The sequence below is a fragment of the Fimbriimonadaceae bacterium genome, from assembly GCA_023957775.1.
Lineage (GTDB): Bacteria > Armatimonadota > Fimbriimonadia > Fimbriimonadales > Fimbriimonadaceae > JAMLGR01.
The window spans coordinates 1-17,420 of the sequence record JAMLGR010000013.1 but is presented as its reverse complement, the minus strand read 5'-3'; the positions used below and the strand labels follow the sequence as shown (position 1 = coordinate 17,420).

Annotated in this window: 12 protein-coding genes; 4 read left to right on the top strand and 8 right to left on the bottom strand. The window is 64.1% G+C overall.

Annotation, left to right across the window (positions count from 1 at the left end; translation table 11 throughout):
* Positions 1–107 precede the first annotated feature (107 nt).
* The gene (locus M9921_11370; GenBank protein ID MCO5297446.1) at positions 108–3,104 is read right to left on the bottom strand and encodes a non-lysosomal glucosylceramidase; all 2,997 of its coding nucleotides are present in this window, start codon (positions 3,102–3,104) and stop codon (positions 108–110) included.
* A gap of 64 nt (positions 3,105–3,168) precedes the next feature.
* On the opposite strand from M9921_11370, the gene M9921_11365 reads away from it, so the two are divergent.
* Entirely contained in the window at positions 3,169–5,925 is a 2,757-nt protein-coding gene (locus M9921_11365) for a zinc-dependent metalloprotease (GenBank protein MCO5297445.1), read from the top strand.
* A gap of 29 nt (positions 5,926–5,954) precedes the next feature.
* Here M9921_11365 and M9921_11360 read toward each other — a convergent pair whose 3' ends face one another.
* Positions 5,955–6,626 (bottom strand): helix-turn-helix transcriptional regulator, encoded by a 672-nt coding sequence (locus M9921_11360; protein MCO5297444.1) that lies wholly within the window; start codon positions 6,624–6,626, stop codon positions 5,955–5,957.
* Positions 6,627–6,654: 28 nt separating this feature from the next.
* Complete coding sequence (locus M9921_11355) at positions 6,655–6,804, bottom strand: lmo0937 family membrane protein (protein ID MCO5297443.1); 150 nt, start codon at positions 6,802–6,804, stop codon at positions 6,655–6,657.
* Positions 6,805–6,929: 125 nt separating this feature from the next.
* Between M9921_11355 and M9921_11350 the strand changes: the two genes are divergently transcribed.
* The gene (locus tag M9921_11350; protein ID MCO5297442.1) at positions 6,930–7,991 is read left to right on the top strand and encodes a copper amine oxidase N-terminal domain-containing protein; all 1,062 of its coding nucleotides are present in this window, start codon (positions 6,930–6,932) and stop codon (positions 7,989–7,991) included.
* Positions 7,992–8,065: 74 nt separating this feature from the next.
* Here M9921_11350 and M9921_11345 read toward each other — a convergent pair whose 3' ends face one another.
* Both M9921_11345 and M9921_11340 read right to left on the bottom strand, forming a co-directional pair.
* Positions 8,066–9,736 (bottom strand): hypothetical protein, encoded by a 1,671-nt coding sequence (locus tag M9921_11345; protein ID MCO5297441.1) that lies wholly within the window; start codon positions 9,734–9,736, stop codon positions 8,066–8,068.
* Between the two features lie 27 nt (positions 9,737–9,763).
* A complete protein-coding gene (locus tag M9921_11340; GenBank protein MCO5297440.1) occupies positions 9,764–10,519 on the bottom strand; it encodes a DUF4352 domain-containing protein in 756 nt (251 codons plus the stop codon).
* 151 nt (positions 10,520–10,670) lie between these two features.
* Here M9921_11340 and M9921_11335 point away from each other — a divergent pair, with 151 nt between their 5' ends.
* Complete coding sequence (locus M9921_11335) at positions 10,671–12,608, top strand: right-handed parallel beta-helix repeat-containing protein (protein ID MCO5297439.1); 1,938 nt, start codon at positions 10,671–10,673, stop codon at positions 12,606–12,608.
* Positions 12,609–12,668: 60 nt separating this feature from the next.
* Here M9921_11335 and M9921_11330 read toward each other — a convergent pair whose 3' ends face one another.
* On the bottom strand, positions 12,669–13,721 hold the full coding sequence (locus M9921_11330) for a hypothetical protein (protein MCO5297438.1): 1,053 nt from the start codon (positions 13,719–13,721) through the stop codon (positions 12,669–12,671).
* Between the two features lie 96 nt (positions 13,722–13,817).
* Between M9921_11330 and M9921_11325 the strand changes: the two genes are divergently transcribed.
* Positions 13,818–14,402: a peptidylprolyl isomerase gene (locus M9921_11325; GenBank protein ID MCO5297437.1), complete on the top strand. Its 585-nt coding sequence runs from the start codon at positions 13,818–13,820 to the stop codon at positions 14,400–14,402.
* On the opposite strand, the gene M9921_11320 is transcribed toward M9921_11325, so the two are convergent.
* Positions 14,399–14,872 carry a transposase gene (locus M9921_11320; GenBank protein MCO5297436.1) on the bottom strand — a complete coding sequence of 158 codons (474 nt, stop codon included), beginning with the start codon at positions 14,870–14,872 and terminating at the stop codon, positions 14,399–14,401. The two genes, M9921_11325 and M9921_11320, sit on opposite strands and share 4 nt — an antisense overlap.
* A gap of 19 nt (positions 14,873–14,891) precedes the next feature.
* Positions 14,892–17,246 carry a PQQ-binding-like beta-propeller repeat protein gene (locus tag M9921_11315; protein ID MCO5297435.1) on the bottom strand — a complete coding sequence of 785 codons (2,355 nt, stop codon included), beginning with the start codon at positions 17,244–17,246 and terminating at the stop codon, positions 14,892–14,894.
* Positions 17,247–17,420: the final 174 nt, after the last annotated feature.

The following is a 17,420-nucleotide window of genomic DNA, read 5'->3' as shown; positions in this document are numbered from 1 at the left end:
TGCGCGACCTTGGTCGCGCCTTGATTACCGCCGACCTTGGTCGGCGATCCGACTCGCGGCGAGCCGCTCGGGGACAGGGCGGCGAGCAAGCTCGCGCACTCCCACAGTCAGAGCGTCACTTCTAGAGTCTGCCCCTCGACCAGCGCGAGCGCTGGCGCGAAGTGGACGACGAGACGCTCTCCATCGCGAGTGGTGGTGCAGGGGACTGCCTTCCCTCCCACACTGGCCTTGGCTTCGCCCTGCGCCTTCGACTGAAGTTGCAGTTCCGACAAACCGAGGCGACCCCAGGTCAGTTCCACCCGTGCGGTGTGACGCCCGCCCTCGATCCGCTGCTCCAGCGAGCCCCAACCCTCGGCACCCGTGAACGCGCAGCGGAACTTCTCCGGCGACACGCGCGGGGCGAAGCCGAGCACGCCGCGCGGGCCGTGGTACTCGAACCCCGCCAGCGCCGTGAACACGCCCCACGACGCAAGGGCGCGGGCGTAGTGGTCGCTGCACTCAACCTCGTTGTACGGGTTGCGCTTGGCGGGGTGGTAGCGCTCGTGAACCGCCTTGCAGATCGCCAATCCCTCCTCGACCATCCCCTCCCAGATCATGTGGCCAGCCACCTGGTACTCGATGCCTGTCCACACCTCGTCCCGGTAGCGCACGGGTTCACCTTGCCGGCCGCCCTTCGGCCACGTGCAGATGAACAGACCGGCCTCGCCCGGCACCGCGTAGGGGCGTTCGGGCTTCCACAGACTGTTGTACGGGCCGACGTCCGGCGCCCAGTTGTACTTCCACACCGACTGCAGCGCCTTCTTGACCATCTCCGGCGGATAGAGCGCCCCCAACCCCACCTGATGCGCCCAGCCCTGGCCGAACAGGTGGTCGGACAGGCAGCCGGGTCCGTACTGATACTTTGCGTGCTGCTTCTCGTCCACCACTTGCGCGAAGTACTCGCCGTTCCACAGCCGTTTCACCGTCTCCGCGCTTCCCTTCTCGAACAACGTCCGGCACTTCGCCGCGAAGGTCGGATCTCCGACTTCCCGCGCCATCTCCTCCCCCGCGCGTAGGGCGCCCAGGTAGAGCGAGCCCACGAACGTGTTCGGCCCGTAGAAGTCGATGTCATAGGTGTTCGGCTGGCTGTCTTCGAGCACGCCGTCATCGTTTCCGTCGTGCTTGATGAGGAACTCGAGCGCCTTCTTGATCCGCGGGTAGTTCTCGCGCAGAAAACCCGAGTCCGCGCCGGTCAGATGCTCGCGGTACGCCTTCAGGATCGTGCCGCACTGCCCGTCCGCGGCGTACGCCTTGTCGCTTCGGAAGCCAACGAGGCCCGTCGCCTCGTCGAACCCTGCGCCAAAGTCCTGGCGCGTGCGGATGTTGCGCTCGATCTCGGGGAAGAGCCGCGCGAGGCCGTGCTCGTAGTTCCACACGTGCGTGCAGGTGCCCGAGCAGCACACGACCCCTTCCCACGCCCAAAACCGGCCGTTGCCCCACCACTCGGTGGTGCCCGTCGCCAAGTTCCCCAGGGTGGAGTGGAGGCGGTCCAAGAGCCAGTACGGGAGGGTGGAGTCGTAGTAGGTGTCGCGCCACCGCTTCGTGTCCGCGCTCAGCCGGTCGAACTGATGGTCCACATACCGAGCGACGGCCGCCGCGTCTTCGAACCAGTTCGCGTACTGCCGGCCGTTCGGGTGGTTCGGGAAGTGCCAAGCCAGCACGAACCGGAAGGTCTTCGATGCGCCCGGCGCAACCGTGAAGGACTCGGTTGCCACCTCGCCGATATACGGCTCTTCGAATCCGTAGCTGGAGGCGCTCGGTGCGGTGCCGGTCGCCAAAAGGGCCAACGCCAAGGTCCCGTGGTCGCGGTTGGCGTCGCCGTTCCGGACCTTCAGGTCCTCGAGCGACTGGATGGAGTCGGCAAGTTCGAAGTGGTCGGCGTTGATGTGCCCCCAGCCCCCCGTGGCTTTGTCGACGATCTCGATCCGCGCTCGTTTGCCTTCCAGATCGCCAAGGTCCCACGTCTCCCACAGAAGCTTCTCGGAGTTCCGACCCGCCGCGGTGCGCACCAACTTGCCGTCCACGAGCAAGTTCACACACGTCTCGCCGGGGAAATTGCCGCCGCCGATTTTGAAGTTCAGGAAGCGCCGGTCCAAAACGAACTCCGGCGACAAGAGGCGGCCCGTGGTCCCGTCGCCTTTGTAGAAGCTGTTGACGAGGCCGCTGCCCACGAACCCGGTCACCGGGTTCTGATCGGCCAACGTGCCCCGGGCAGGGCCTTTGCCGAAGGCATCGCCCTCGACGGTCCAATCGCCGTAATCGGGCCCCTCGAAATCCGCGATCAACACGGGCTTGCGAACGGCCGCAGGCGGCTCGCCGAGGGTCTGCTTGGCCGGGTCGGCGCGGTGCACCATCATCGCGAGGCCAGGCTCCTCGACACGCGTCGTCGAGCGCTTCCGCTGGCCGGGGTCTTCCTTCGCGGAGGCGGCCACCGCATTTTCGAGGAAGCCGCCCAACGTCGCCTGCACGGGCGAGGCGCCGCGATTGGCGAGTTCGATTTCGAACACCGTCGCAGGCAGCGCGGAGTCTTTTGCGTTGAGCGGGATGAAGGGCGAGTAAGCCGTCACCGTCGCCTCGAGCGGGCAGTCGCCTTGGTAGGTCACGGTCCCGATGGGGTGTTCGCCCCGGAACGCAACATTGGAAAAACCGTCCTTGTCGAGGCTCCACGAGCGACCCGCGCACTCGATTCGGAACCCGAACTTCACGGGCTTCGGGATGGCGCGCTTGGCGTACGAGGTCAAGCCGTAGCCGAAGAACGTGTGGTGGTTGAAGATCTCCCACCAACCCAGCGTGCCGTCGCCGCACAGGTAGAGCTGGCCGGCGGCGATGCCGCCGACGGGCATCCCGATCGACTCGAGGTCGGGGCCGCTCCAGACCTCCTTGGTCCCCCGCTCGACCAGGCTGTTCCGCCACGCGGCGGAAAGGTTCTTCTGCTCCGGAATTCGCGATTGCTGAACCACGATCGATCCATCCTCCATCACGGCCAGGACCCGTCCGGCCCAGCCCAGCCCCACGGCAGCGCTACCCGCCGCCTTCAACATCGTCCTGCGTGTGATCTCCGCCATTGTTCGCAGTCTATCGCGAGTCCCACCAAAACCACTCCCAAGTTGGTGGCAAACTGGACTCAGCATGGTTGCACTGCTTCTCGCCTTGGGCATGCCTCCGGCGTTCGCCCCGCCCCAGCCCTGGGCGCTCGGGACCGGAGCCCCGCCACGCCTGCCTTTCGTGGGCGATGTGGATGCCGACGGCTTCGCAGACCTTGTGGCTGTGTACCCGCCGGGGGCGTGCATCCTCGACGTCGGCCCATCCGTAGCGGGCCAAAAGAGTGCGCCAGGCTTCCAAGCTCTCACCAACTGGGGCAAGGAGTGCCAGGCCGCTGCCGTGGGAACGATCGACGCAACTCCAGGCGCCGATGTCGTGGGGATCTTCGACGGCAAGACCTTGCGCCTCGCCGGATCCCTTCAGAAGCGGAAGTTCCAGGACACTCCGGATTGGGTCGAGCTTCCCGCTCCGCTCGCCGCGCCCGCGGTGGCGGTCCTCGACGGCGGCAAGGCGCTCCTCGCGTTCTCCACGCAGGACGGGCGCGCGTTCCGCATCGACTCCGCCGCTCGAAAGGCAACCACGGTGCGCGTGCCCAAGAGCACGCTCTGGATCGGCGATGCCGGCTCCGCCCTCATCTGCGAGAGCGCCCGGGGAGAGATCCACCTTCTCGATCCCGAGTCTCTCAAGATCGGCGCGAGAATCGGAACGGCGCGCAAGGGTTCGCGCCCGGCAGCCGGTCCCGGGTTCGCGACTTGGGACGACACCCTATGGACCCCAGAAGGCACCACCCAACTCGCCGCCGACGGCCTTCCCCCCGCGCCAACCGCCGCCGCGATCGGCGATGTCGACGGAGATGGCGACCTCGACCTCGTCTCGTTTCGCTACGGGTCTGAAAAGCACACGCGCAACGAAGTGTTTCTGCGCCGGGCACTCACTCCCGGCGAGACCGACTTCGACCACGATGGCCTCGACAACACCCAAGAACAGGCGTTGGGAACCGACCCCCTCAACCCCGACACCGACGGCGATGGGCTCCTCGACGGATGGGAGACCGGCACGTTTCGCGACCTCGACCTCAAGGGCCTCGGCTGCGACCCCAACCACCTCGACGCCATCTGCCTGATCTCACGGTTTGAGACGGTGAAGGAGGATCTGGTCAAGAGTCAATTCGAGCTGGTCGACAAGTTCTACACGACGCTCAAGATCCAGAATCCCGACGGCAAAGACGGCATCCGCTTCCACCCCATCTTCCTCGATCCGGTCACGGGAGACGATCTCAACAACGGGTGGCGGGAAAACCGGGCCAAGTTCTTACCGCCCAAGTGGCAGGGCGTGGTGCACTGGATGCAGGTCACCCCCGGCGGCGGGGGCCAGGCCGACCAGTTGGGCAACGGCGGCACCGTGGGGCAAAACGCGCTGTGGGCCGTGTTCGTGCACGAGTTCGGCCACCAAATGGGCCTCGACCACGAGGGGTTCTGGCCGAACAACCTCTGCCCCACCTACCCGAGCCTGATGAACTACGCGTACTCCTACTCGTTCGAAGACAGCGGGAACAAGATTCACTACAGCGACGGCTCACTCGCCGACTACGTGCTGAACGAAACCGACTTGGACGAAACGATCCCCCTTCCCTACGACCGAGTGAAGTTCCTCGAGAAAGGCCCCTACCACTTCCGCCTTAAGCCCAACGGCGACACGACGCTTATCGACTGGAACTGGAACGGCGTGTTCGGCGAGAAACACATCCGGGCCGACATCAACTACTCTTACTCGACCAACGCCGGCCGAAGGGACGATGTGGCGAAGATCGAGACGGCCCCCTGGCTCTTCGTTCACGACGGCGGGGCGTTCGCGCTCTTTGGAGACAGCCCCGTTCTCGCCAAGGGTTCGAAGGACCCGACCAGCGGGCCCGACCAGCCGGGACGCCTGGTGCTGCAGCGCCTGCAGAAACCCTACGCTTGGGGCGAACCCGTCGTACTCGCCCCGGAGGGGCTGGTGGGAGACCCCGTTGCGGCAAGCTTCGCCGGCAAGATCCGCGTCTTCTATCAAACGGCTCAAGGGGTCGTCATGCAGAACGTGATCGTCAAAGCCTCCCAACTGGCGCCCGAGGAACCGCAAGTCATCGACCCCAACCCCGCCCTCGTACCGACCGTGGGCGTGAGCGGTGGGCGCCTGTTCCTCTTCCTCTGGAACCCGGTGAACGGTGCCGTGGACTACAAGGTCATGGAACGGGACGGCACCTTCGTGCGAACCCTCGGGCTGTTCCTGCAGAGCACGAATCCAGTCGGGATGTGCACCGACACCCTGACCGGCGAACTCGTGCTCGCGCTCGCTCAGGACCAGGACCCGCAACGGCCCAAGAGGTGGCAGATCCGCCGATTCGAGGACCAATCAGGACGCTTGCGCGAGCGTTCGATGGAGTGGGTCGAGGGCGAGAAAGGCCAATGCCGCGGAACGGGAAGGCTCACGGTCCTCTTCAACGCATCGCGCGATGCAGGACCCAAGGGGCGGCTCTACGTTTACGGCAAGGGGTTCACCGCCGGGCCGAACGACCCCTCATGCACGTACGTCGCTCACCAGATAGCGGACTCCTCGATCGGGGGCGGTTGGATGGTGAAGCGGTTCTACGACGAGTGGACGCAATCCCGGTCGGCGCCCGCCGCCGCCTGGTTTGGCGGCGACGTGATCTGGGGGTATCGCTGGGTCGGAGGGTCCAACGACGACATGCTGCACGTCGGTTACGGCGGACTCGGCATCCAGAGTGCACCGATGGCAGACCACGACGACATCGGGTTCCTCCACGACTTTGGAATCCGCCACTCGGTCTTGTGGCTAAGCAACTAGGGCGTTCCAAGTGCCTCTCAAGTCACACACTACTCGATGTAGTTCATGATCCCTATGCAACCCATGATCTCTTCCGTCTCATCTCGCAAGGGGACGACGCGAAGCAACATCTTGCTGAATTCGCCTCGTAGCCGATGGGACGACTCCTTCCCTCTCAGAGCGTCCAAATGCGCGGCGATGGGAAGATCTTCCGGATCTGTCGATTTGAATATCTCGTAGACCGTCTTGCCCGTCTCCCACACGACACCGCAGTGCGAGGATGGCATGAGCCCATTGGCCAGGATCTGGATCGAGAGATCCCTGTCCGTTGCCCACACGGTCGATTTGATCTGATCGATCGCCAGTTGCAGGAGCGCAAGGGACGCCTTGGCTTGCAACAAAGCAAGTTCTCGGTCCGCGATATGGTCGCGGAGGTCCTGGCTGTCGACGTTTGCGGCCGCCAGAGCGCGTTCGGCGCGTTCGGTGATCACCTTGGCCACGCTGTCGGTCCTTCCAACACCGCCCACTTTGAGTCGAATGCGGAGCCAGTACGTGTTCACGGTGCCGACGCTCAACCCGAGATGATTGGCAATACCCTCGTTGGTGAGGCCGTCGATGGCTAACTCGACGATTTCGGATTCGCGCGGAGAGAGGCTTTGCGTACTGATAAATGGCTCCGGCCCAAGCTGCAATTCAGAGGCTACTTCTTCCACTATACCCATGGTGCCTCCTTGAGCAGGACTATCGAGCCTAGAGGGCCTTTCGCCCACTGAGGAGGTTCACGATCACGACGATGACAGCGACCACAAGCAACACGTGAAGCAGACCACCCAAGGTAGTCGCGGTCACCATGCCAAGAATCCACAAGATGAGAAGGATCAATACGAGTGTCCACAACATGATGCTTGAATCATGACCGGTACTGGCCATAGTCTGCAAGTCCGCCGAGTTCTGTCTATGGTTCTACTGACACTCGGTAGGCAGACTGGTGTTGCCCTAGGATTCCCAAGTAGGATCCCCTTGTTATGAAAACCCTAGGTTTCCAATCCAGGTCGAGTAAGCAAGGTCCGAGAAACCTAGCCCTCACTCTGACCCTTGCAGCCGTCTCGCTCGCCGGAGTGGCGAGCGCCCAGACCATTCGGACCACCGTGGACGACAACCTCGTCACGTTTGCCGATGTGCAACCCATGATGTCCCAGGGAAGGGTCATGGTCCCCGTCCGCGGCGTGTTCGAGTACATGAACGCAAGCGTGGTGTGGGATGCCAACTCCCGAACGGTGACCGCCCAACGCGGAACCGACGTCATTCGACTGCCCATCAACTCCAACTACGCCAGCGTCAACGGCAACCAGATGCGGTTGGACGCGCCCGCGTCCATCACCAACGGCCGCACGATGGTTCCCCTTCGTTTCTTGAGTGAAGCGCTCGGTGCCAGTGTGGAGTGGATCGCCTCGACCCGTACGGTCGAGATCGTCACGACAGGGACGATCGCGACGATCCCCCCAGCCCTTAACGACACCGTCGTGGCGCACATGAGCCCGGGAATCGTGATTCCGTTCACGCTCAACACCAAGTTGAGCTCGAACGCATCTCGAGTCGGAGACCGGTTCACCGCACCGCTGGACACTTCGGGCGCCGACCAGTACAACAGGCTGCCCAAGGGCACAACCCTCGAAGGTCGCGTCTCCGCGGTCAGCGCCAAGATCGGCGACACACCTGGAGCGTTGGGTCTTGAGTTCGACCGGATCACTTTGCCGGACGGATCGCGCCACCGCATCGACGGCGTGCTGCACGGCTTGGACGGCAACAGCGTGACCACGGAGAACGGAAAACTGGTGGCAAAGGCCTCCAGCAAGAAGGACGACCTCAAGTACGTCGGCTACGGTGCGGGCGCCGGCGCCCTGGTTTCGGTGCTCACCAAGGGCAACCTCCTTACCGACTCCCTGATCGGAGGGGCGCTCGGCTACCTCTTTGGTACGATCGACAAGGCGAAGGTGCGGGACGTGGCGCTCGACACCGGCACGCGCTTTGGGGTTCGCCTCACCAACGACCTGGCTTTCCGCGTACCTGCGGACGGCATCAAGTAAGCCCACGGAATGGGCGCTGCGCAAAGACCCCGTCCCGCCGATTTCGGCCGGGACGGGGTTTCTTGCCGTGCAGCCTACTTCTTGAACCTGAACACGTTCCCAATGCCGCCCATATCGTTGACCTGTGGGGTCTCGGGTCGGCTCTCGTGAGACACGTTCCACGCGTGCATCTCACCCGAGGAGACGAAGGTGTCGCTGTTGCCGTCGGCGTTCACCGCTCCTCCCGGAGGGCTCGTCTTCAGGCGGTTCAGCGCCGTGGTCACGTGGTAATTGAACTCGCCGTGCGAGTACGTCTTCCCACCCACCATCTCGTTCTCCGTATCGGCCGGTCGTGCGACCTCGTCGCTGCGACACGCCGTGGAGATGAAGGTCTTGTTGTTCTTGAGGGAGTTGATGAACCCCCCGCTGTAGCACTGCTGCATGAAGATCGCCCGCTGTTCATAGGGAATCGCATTGAGCTTCGTCGAGAACGAAGACGCGCTCATCCACGCGTCGCGAAGGCACAGATATGCGACGCCTCCCGACGACGCGCCGTGGTCGAACGTCCACACGAACAGCGTGTCGTTCGAGTCCATCTTCGGGATGGCGTTCGCGGCGTCGCCGTTCTTCAGGCCGTCCAGCACGAGATTCACCTGCGAGGTCGTCGCGGCGAAGTCCGTCACGGTCGACGGGTGCTGGTACGCGGGGTTGGCCGACGCGTAATCCACTCCATCCCCATAGAGGACGAAGATGTCCGCGGGTTGATAGCCGTTGGCCAGCAGGGTTTTGAACATCCAGACCGTATCGTTCCAGAAGCACTCGCCCGAGAAGTTCTCGGCGAGATCGCCGCAGATCAACACGGCGTACCGCTTCCTGAGCAACCCCGCTGGAAGTTTGATTCGAAGTTTGGGGCTCAGCCTCACGGGGCGCCGAAGGTCGAGATTCGCGCGGAGGGTGGTTCGGGACAGCAACTGGCCGCCGATCGTGTATCTCGCCACGCGCGTCTGGTTGTTCGCCAGAGTCCGCACTTCCGAGCCCGTGACGCCCAGCCCCTTGCCGGAAGTCGGCAGGGAGATCAGATCGTGGCTCTTCACCAGGGACTCGGAGAACCGCCGAACTTCCCGACCTTGGCCCACGAGCACGTAGAGCGATCCGTCGTGAAACGTCATCGCCTCCGGATCTTCGGCGGATGCCCATGTTTTCGCGACAATGCGTTTGCTTGCCGGGTCGATCTTGAAGATCGCGCTGGAGAATCCCGCTTCGACGGCGACGTAGACGTTCTTGCCGTCCGAAGCCACGCTTGAGAACTCGCCCGCTTGCAGTTGGTCGATCGTGGGCGGAGACGGGGGCCCTTGATCTCGAACCTCCCGGAGGTTCAGCAACGGACTCAGCTTTCCGGTCTTGACGTCGAACGTCGAGATCGTCCTCGCACCAAGGTCTCCGACCAGGAGCTGGTTCGCGTTGTGGGGCGAGATCGAGGGGCGTTGGATCGTGGTCGGGAAGCTGCGTCCGGGGGTACCCCCCTCTTCGAGTAGCACGATGCGTCGGTCGCCCGCGCCGAACATCTGCTGTTCGAGCAAGGTGAAGGCGGTCAGAGCTCCTTGCTGCCTCAGGTTGATCGCAGGCAGTTGGCGCACCTGGCCCAAGCGAACCATGCTCTGCGTCGGCAGACGCTGCCCAAGGGGCAGGCGCCCTTGCTGCCCTACCACAACCGCGGTGGCCACGAGGCCGACGGCAATGACAAGAGACGATTGCTTAGCGTTCATCGCTATGCCTCCTTTACCACCCTCTTTCTACCCCGGGGGACGGGAATCGGGAATCGGGATTCGGGAATCGGTGTTGAGATGGACGCGGAAGTCCGTCGGCGCCTTCGTCTTGGTGTTGCTCCGATCGTCGTAGCGGATCACCGTGAACACGAGGTCCTTGAGCTTCGCGTTCTTGGGCACTTCAAACCTTAGGTTGAAATTGACAGCGCCTCCAGGCAAGAAGGTCGCCCCATCGGGAAAGTGCTCGTTGAACTTGCCGTCGTAGCCATGCTGGGTCGGCTCGTAGGCGTTTTCGTCCATGTCGGTCAGCGTCGTATTGTTGCCTTCCCACTTGTCCAGGACGATCGTGTCCTTCTTGTCGGTCCCGTTCTTGACGCGGCACTTGAGGACCACGATCTCCATTCCGTTCCCCGCGGTGCGCCGGTTCCACACCTCGTTCGGGAGGTATTCGGGTACGGCCTCGGCCACCCGATCGACGCTGACGACGGTGAACTTCCATTGGCCGGAGAAGACCTCCTCCCCTACCGCGCCCACGTTCTTGTTGGCGATCTGCCCCGCTCCGCCGGCTTTGATCAGTTCGTAGCCCCCGTTGGTCTTCTGGATCGTGTAGTCGAGGGCCTTGGCCACGTCGGCAAGGGGCACGTACGCCTTGCCTCCAATGATCCGGAGGTCGCTGGATGCAACCTTGCCGTTGACGAGGAGTTTTTGGGCGGCCTGAATCGCGAACGCCCCGAGCACGAGGAGAGCGCCCGCACCCACACAAAGAAGCAACTTCGATTTCATCGGAAATCAGCCTCCTTCAACTGGAATACCTGCAGTATGGCTTGTGACGGGAATCGGGAATCGGGGGACGGGAATCGGGAATCGGGAATCGGGAGTCGGGAATCGGGAGTCGGGAGTCGGGAGTCGGGAATCGGGACATCATGGGGATGCGATGCGTGCGCCCTTCTCTTTCTTCTTCTGCCTCGGCCTTCTTGCCCTGAGCGTCCCTGCGGCGGCGGACCTCTTTGTCGCCGCCACCGGAGCCGATCAGAATCCCGGATCGGCCGCAAAGCCCTTCGCGACACTTGGCCGCGCGTTGGCGGCCGCGGCTGACGGGGCGGACAAGCGCATCGTCGTGCTTCCAGGGCGCTACGCGCTGGCGCACGGGCTCGTGCTCGACGCCCGGCATCGGGGGGTCTCGATCCACGGTGAACCCGGCGCGGTCCTCACAGGCAGTGTGGCGGTCCCGTCCTCGGCGACCACGGAGGTCGATGCGGATCTTGCTAGGCGCCTCCCTCCACAAGCCGGCGCACACGTTCGCCAAATCGCGGTGAATCGCCTGGGCCTGTCGGGAGCCGACTTCCAACGGCCGCGAGGATTCACAGTGACGAGCGACGCGCCGAGCGAGCTTTTCGTGGGCGGCCGCGCCCAAGAACTCGCGCGGTGGCCCAACGAAGGCATGGTCCCCATCTACGAAGTCATCGATGCGGGCCAAGGGCAGGGCACGGGCACGGCCCCCGTCATCCGAGTGGACTCGAGCCGACCGGCGACCTGGGGCCCTGGAGACGTGTGGGCCTACGGCTACTGGAAGTGGGACTGGGCCGACGAAGGCATTCCCGTCGAGAGCATCCGTGAAGCCACGTTGACGCTCAAGGCCGCACACCACTACGGCATCGCGAAGGGGCAGCCGATCCGCTTTGAAAACGTGATCGAAGAGCTGGACCGGCCCGGCGAGTGCGCCATCGTCGGGAACCGACTCGTCTTCTGGCCCAGCAGCGAGCACGGCCGGATCGAAATCAGCCGCGTCGGGGAGCCACTGCTGACCCTCGACAACGGATCCAACGTCCAGATCGAGGGCCTCACCTTCGAAAACAGCAGGGGCCGCGCCCTCGAGCTGCGCGAGTCCGAGGTCGTCGCCATCGACCGGTGCACGTTTCAAGGTCTTGGCGGCAACGCGGCGACAGCGACGGGCTGCCGCAACGTGCGGTTTCTGGCGTGCAAGGTCGAGGAGACGGGGGAGGGCGGCTTCTTCCTCGACTGCGGCGACCGGGCCACCCTGTCTCCATCGCACGTGGTCGTCCTCGACTGCTCGTTTCGGCGATTCATGAGGCGGGTCCGCACGTACCGACCAGCCGTGCGCCTCAACGGAGTGGGAATCACCGTCGGCAACTGCGACTTCCGAGACGCGCCCCACTCCGCGATCCTGTTTGGAGGCAACGACCATCTGATCGAGCACAACCGCTTCGTGGACCTCTTGAGCGACACGGGCGATGGAGGAGCGGTCTACGGAGGCCGAGATTGGACGGCTCGGGGCACCGTGATCCGCGAGAACCTCTTCGCCCGGATTCGGGGGATGCGCAAGTGGGAGAACGCCGTCTATCTGGACGATCAGTTCTCGGGCACCCTCGTCGAGCGCAATGTGTTCGTCGAATGCCACTGGGCGATGCTCATCGGCGGCGGGCGGGAGAACGTCGTGCGGGACAACCTCCTGTTGGGCTGCACGCTCGGCTTCTCGACCGACGCCCGAGGGCTCGGTTGGGCCGCTTCGACCTTGGCGACGCTGAAGGAGCGTTTGGCCGCGGTGCCCGCAACGCAAGAACCGTGGCGTAAGCGCTACCCCGATCTGGTGGACATCCTCAACAACCAGCCGATGGCGCCGATGCGCAACGTGCTGGAAGGCAACGTGCTGGTCCGCTCGGGCAGAATCACGGACCGCCTCGACCCCACTTTCGACCGGCTGGGCACGGTGAAGGACAACCCCTCGCTCACGCTCGCGGGTTGGAGGCTGACCTCGGGAGGGTTCGCACTGGACCCCGCACTTCAGAAGGCGTTGGCCGAGTGGCCGAAGGTCGCCGGCCTGCAAAGGCAAAGCTACGGCCCAGGACACTAACCCCGCAGTTCTGCGAGTGCGCTCCCTTGGCGTTCCTTTGCGTACTTTGCGTGAAACTCCTCAGCGCCCGACGCCAACACCGTAATCCGCGGGTAGGGGCTTCTTCGCAGTGCGCTTCAGCTTCAACTTGAGCATGGGCTGAAGCTTCTCCCACTCCTCGGCGCTCAGCACCTTGGCGTGTCCGTCGGCGAAGGCCACCACGCGCTTCCCATCGGGCCATGCATTCTTCTCGAAGTAGAGGGGGGTTTCTGCGGGGCTGGGAATATCATTGATATCCACCCCTCCCAGAGACATGTTGAACAGGAACTCGCCTCCGTTGGGGTTGAGGCTCTTCCAGAGGTCGCTGTTCTTTAGATACGGCTCGGTCACGAACTTGACGGCCGCCGTGCTTTGTGCGTAGGGCGTGAGATCGTCGTAGTCCGCCTGGTACATCATCATGCCCAACGCCAGTTGCTTGGCGTTGGAGAGGGTCTGCGTCTGTTTCGAGGCCTTGTTGGCTTGGGTGAACACCGGGGCGAGGATCGCCGTGGTCATCGACTCGTCCTGATCCATGGGGATCACCACCGCGTCGTAGGGGATCTTCGAATCGTCGAGGATCTTCATCACCGCTTTGATGTCCGTGTCCGGTTCGGGGGCGATGCTGGCGATCACGTCGTTTCGAATCAGGGTGAGCCGCAGACGCGCTCCAACGGGCGGAGCGTCGCTCATGCCCTGCTCCTTCATGTCCGTTCGGAGGCCGATCTCCAGCTTGTAGGCCACCAGGTAGTCGTGCCCCATCAGGCTGGTCGTTTCGCCCTTGCTCCAATAGAGATCGCTGAGCGAACCAAGCAGCAACATCCCCATTCCTTCGTTGGCCTCGGCGCCTTGGGCGCCCATGGCGCCAAACATCATCATCATCATGCCCATCCCGCCGCCAAGCATGCTCTCCGCTCCGGAGGAACCCACCGTGCGGATCTTGAGCGCTTTGTAGCTGGCGTCCACGTCGGCGAATTTGAGCGTGGGTTTGAACTGCTCGCCCTGCAGAAGGCCGCCCACTCCCTGTGCCGCGCCCAGAACCGACGGCAACAGCATGACAAGGGCCGAAACAACTCGAAGGAGCCCATCGCGTTTCATGGCTCCATCATAACCCGCGCGCCGTTGACACTTTGCGTCCCTTGCGCTCGTTGCGTGAAACAACCGGGCGCCTCTCTACAGTGCTAAGCTCCCCCCATGCAAGCCTTGCTCCTCTGCGCCCTGGCCCTCTCACTCCCACAGCGGCCCGCCAAACCCATCGTGATCCTCCACACGACGCTCGGCGACATCACCGCGGAACTGGAGCCGGCGAAGGCGCCGGAGACGACCAAGAACTTCCTTCGCTACGTCGATGCGGGCCACTACACGAACGCGAGGTTCCATCGCACGGTGACGATGGATAACCAGCCCGACAACAAGGTGAAGATCGAGGTGATCCAGGGCGGCGTCAGCGAAGAGATGTCCAAACAGGACTTCCCTCCGATCCAGCTCGAGCGAACCAACAAGACGGGATTGAAGCACCTCGACGGCACGCTCTCGATGGCGCGGAACGGGCCCGACACGGCGACCTCGGACTTCTTCATCTGCATCGGCGCGCAGCCTGAACTCGACTACGGCGGCAAGCGAAACCCGGACGGTCAGGGGTTCGCGGCCTTCGGCCGGGTGGTCAACGGGATGGACGTCGTGCGCAAGATCCAGAAGCAGCCCGCCAAAGGCCAAACGCTAACCCCGCCGATCACGATCGAGAGCATCGTGCGCAAAGGGATTCGGGCAGGCTTCTAATCGCGGAAGACGCGCCAGAGGAAGAGGGCGCCGACGGCAAGCAGCACGACCGGTCCCGCGAGACCGAATTCAAACGCGCCTTTGGGTCCGCCCGCTGCGACGAACGCGGCCGCGATGGCGGCCGCGAGGATCCCCGCACGGCCTCGGCGCCTGGCGCGTCGCATCATCCAATGGCGCGATGAGAAGAACGATCCTTCCAGCCCGTCCTCCGCACGTCGGCGCAACGCCTCGTTTTCCGCCTCCAACCGGTTCAAGCGCTCCTGAAGTTGCTGCTCGGTCCGAGCCCCACGGATCTCGCGGAGCATGCGCCCCACGGTCTCGGAGTCCACGCCGAGCGTTTCGGCGACATCCGCGACCGTGGGACCGGTCCCCTCGCCGGACTGTCGTTCGCCGTACCGCTTGACGATCGCCTGGACCTCTTCCTCGGTCAGACGCTCGTTGGGCTCGAACTGCTCGAACTCTTGTGCCATCGGCAACCCGATTATGGGCTTACTTGGTCCGCACGACGCGAAGCGACTGCACGAACAGGTTCCACTGCTCCGCCGCGTCCTTGAGCGTGAGGTTCTTGTTTCCGCGGAACATCGCGTCTTCGTCGATGGCGACCAACCCCTGCTGGGCGAGGTCGGAGAGCGCCTTTGTGGCCCAGTGGTTGGCGGGCACGTCGCGCGGCATCGTGCGCGGCCGTCCGGGTGCCGGGTCGATGCGTACTTCGACGGACACGCCCTTGGCCGCCCGATCGCCAAGCTCCTTCCAGGCGAAGTCTGGGCGGGTCACCGACTCGACAACCGTCGCGAGTCCGTACGAGAACTGGTAGCGCGTGGTGGGATCGTTCGGCTTGAACGTTCCATCCGGGTAGCCGGCCAAGAGACCCGAGGTCAGCACATAGGCGACGTAAGGGGCCCCCGGGTGCTCGCTCGGCACGTCGCGCGGGAGCACCTTCGGCGCCGTGCCGGGTTTCGCGGCGCCCGACTTGATGGCCGCGTAGACCTCGTCGAACGGCTTGAGCTTGAGCTCCGCCCCGACCTTGCCGGAAGCGGCCTTGTCGATGAGGCTCGCCACCTGGCCTTGAAGCTCCTCCGAGATCGCCGCGACGAACCAGCGCGGGATGATGTCGCTGTCGGTCCAAGTGCGGATCGGCTTGGCCTGCCGGAGCGCGTAGAGATCCCCGTCGAACGAGGCGACCAGCACGGTGTCGCCCACGACCACCGGCGAGGCGTGCACGTAGCTGCGCGTTCGGTACGTCCAAGCGGGTTGCGTTTGGCGCATCTTGCGGTCGAACGCGTAGAGTTGGCGGTCGCGAGAGCCCACGAGCACGAGATCTCCCCAGACCGTGGGAGAGGAGTAGATCGCATCAGGCATGTCGAAGCTTCCCTTTCGCTTGCCGGTCTTCAAATCGATCCAGTTGAACGTGGCGATCTCGCTTCGCGGGTAGTTCACAGTGCCCACGAACACGGTGTCCTCGGAGACCGCGGGCGAGGAGTGCACGAGTCCGCCAAGCTGGCAGCGCCAATTTTGGGAGCCGTCGGCGAACTTGAAGGAGTAGAGACCACCGTCGAAAGAGCCCACGAGCACGTCTCCTCCGGCGATCGTCGGAGAGGAGTCCACCGGCCCTTCCGTCGAGGCGCTCCACTTCAAGGCGCCCGTCTTGCAGTCGATCGCGTAGACGTTGCGGTCGCCGCTCCCGATCACCAGGACCCCGTTCAACAGGGCTGGGGACGAGCTGATTTCGCCACCCGTCTGGAACCGCCACAGTACGTCGCTCGTGGTCGCATCCACCGCGTAGACCGAGCCGTTGCGCGATCCAACGTAGAGAGCGCCGTCGCTGACGATGGGGGACGAGGTGACCAGCCCGCCGAGATCGCGGTTCCAGCGCACGCCGAAGGTGCCGCGATCGATGGCGAACAGTTCGCCATCGGCGCTGATCGAGTAGACGAACCGACCTGCGACGACCGGCGAGGTCCACCACGACGCACCGGTTTGAAAAGAGAGCAGCGGCTGGCCGTTCGCGAGGTTCAGGCTCTGCAGCCCCTTCGAGTCCGAGTTCACGTAGACCACGTTGTCCACCACCGCGGGTGACGCGAAGGTGCGTCCGATCGGCGCCGACCAGGCGAGGTACGTGTAAGGAAGCACGTCGGGGAGGGTGGACGCGGCGGGTGCGCGCTGGGCCGTGCGCCGGAACGTCGGCCAGTTCCAGATGTTGACCTCCGGCAGGGAGAGGTTGCCCGAGGGGGCTTTCGGCACGGCCACCACGGTGGCCGGCAGGTTTTGCTGCAGCCAATCGTACAGGGGCACGGAACTGCCGGGCGCGCGCACCGCGAGGATCTTGCGGTCGGGACCGATCAGATACGTCCACGGGGTTGTGATCTCGGCGTCTCCGTTCCCAAGTCCCGATGCACCCGGGTGAAAGGTCCGGTAGAGACCGGGGCGCGGGTAGGTGGGTTCGTAGAAGAGCGAGAGGTTTCCCCAAGGTTTTTGGGGGCTCGCCTGGAGCAGCGTCTCGGCATCTTCGCGCCCCTTCTCGCCAAACGGCACGACCGCGACCGCGCGACAGGGATACGGCACGCTCTGAACGGTCTTCTTCAAATCCGAAAGGTCGTCGATCAGGGTCACCTGGAACGCGGACCCACGCACAGGCCGCGGCGAGCAGAAATAGACGATCGCCACTCCGTCGCTCAGCAGTTGGGACTCGAGCGAGTCGACCGTGGTCTGCTGCGGTTCGAATTCGTCGTCGATGGAGATCAGCGGGATCTTCGAGCAATCGGGAAGGGTGGCGCCGACCTGAAGTTCGGCTCGAACGCTGGCGGTGAGGAGAAGGAGTGCGAGCACAGAAACTCTATGGATCATGGTCCTGTGTGCATCATAGACGACGCGAGGGCGCCAGGGCGTGAGGCGGGGGGCGTGAGGCGTGAGGCGGGGGGTGTGAGGTGTGAGGTGTGAGGTGTGAGGTGTGAGGTGTGAGGCGTGAGGCGTGAGGCGTGAGGCGTGAGGCGGGGGCGTGAGGCGTGAGGCGGGGGGCGT

Bases quoted from the DNA above. Each gene is read 5' to 3' on its own strand.
- M9921_11370 (MCO5297446.1), bottom strand. From the start codon at position 3,104: ATGGCGGAGATCACACGCAGGACGATGTTGAAGGCGGCGGGTAGCGCT.
- M9921_11365 (MCO5297445.1), top strand. From the start codon at position 3,169: ATGGTTGCACTGCTTCTCGCCTTGGGCATGCCTCCGGCGTTCGCCCCG.
- M9921_11360 (MCO5297444.1), bottom strand. From the start codon at position 6,626: ATGGGTATAGTGGAAGAAGTAGCCTCTGAATTGCAGCTTGGGCCGGAG.
- M9921_11355 (MCO5297443.1), bottom strand. From the start codon at position 6,804: ATGTTGTGGACACTCGTATTGATCCTTCTCATCTTGTGGATTCTTGGC.
- M9921_11350 (MCO5297442.1), top strand. From the start codon at position 6,930: ATGAAAACCCTAGGTTTCCAATCCAGGTCGAGTAAGCAAGGTCCGAGA.
- M9921_11345 (MCO5297441.1), bottom strand. From the start codon at position 9,736: ATGAACGCTAAGCAATCGTCTCTTGTCATTGCCGTCGGCCTCGTGGCC.
- M9921_11340 (MCO5297440.1), bottom strand. From the start codon at position 10,519: ATGAAATCGAAGTTGCTTCTTTGTGTGGGTGCGGGCGCTCTCCTCGTG.
- M9921_11335 (MCO5297439.1), top strand. From the start codon at position 10,671: ATGCGTGCGCCCTTCTCTTTCTTCTTCTGCCTCGGCCTTCTTGCCCTG.
- M9921_11330 (MCO5297438.1), bottom strand. From the start codon at position 13,721: ATGAAACGCGATGGGCTCCTTCGAGTTGTTTCGGCCCTTGTCATGCTG.
- M9921_11325 (MCO5297437.1), top strand. From the start codon at position 13,818: ATGCAAGCCTTGCTCCTCTGCGCCCTGGCCCTCTCACTCCCACAGCGG.
- M9921_11320 (MCO5297436.1), bottom strand. From the start codon at position 14,872: ATGGCACAAGAGTTCGAGCAGTTCGAGCCCAACGAGCGTCTGACCGAG.
- M9921_11315 (MCO5297435.1), bottom strand. From the start codon at position 17,246: ATGATCCATAGAGTTTCTGTGCTCGCACTCCTTCTCCTCACCGCCAGC.